General features: G+C 28.0%; 1 protein-coding gene. It reads right to left on the bottom strand.

Annotated features, from left to right (window positions below):
- Nucleotides 1-268: DDE-type integrase/transposase/recombinase (locus AC2FA3_RS15230; protein ID WP_490510320.1), on the bottom strand; the 268-nt coding region annotated here is incomplete at both ends.

The following is a 268-nucleotide window of genomic DNA, read 5'->3' on the forward strand; positions in this document are numbered from 1 at the left end:
TCTTTTATCTTTCTTGTTGCATCTTCTACCATATCTAGTACTTGCTTTAGTATTGGTCTTTTCGATATTTTATAACTTATTATTTCTCCGTTATATAAATCTATTATTGGTGATAAATATATTTTTTCACTGCATAATGCAAATTCTGTTACATCTGTTGCCCATTTTTCGTTTGGTTTTTCCGCTCTGAAATTTCTATTTAATATATTTTTAGCTATTTTTCCTTCTTGCCCTCTATACGATTTATATTTCTTTGCTCTTACTTTGC

The organism is Janibacter sp. CoH_79_TC_3 (genome assembly GCF_058197955.1).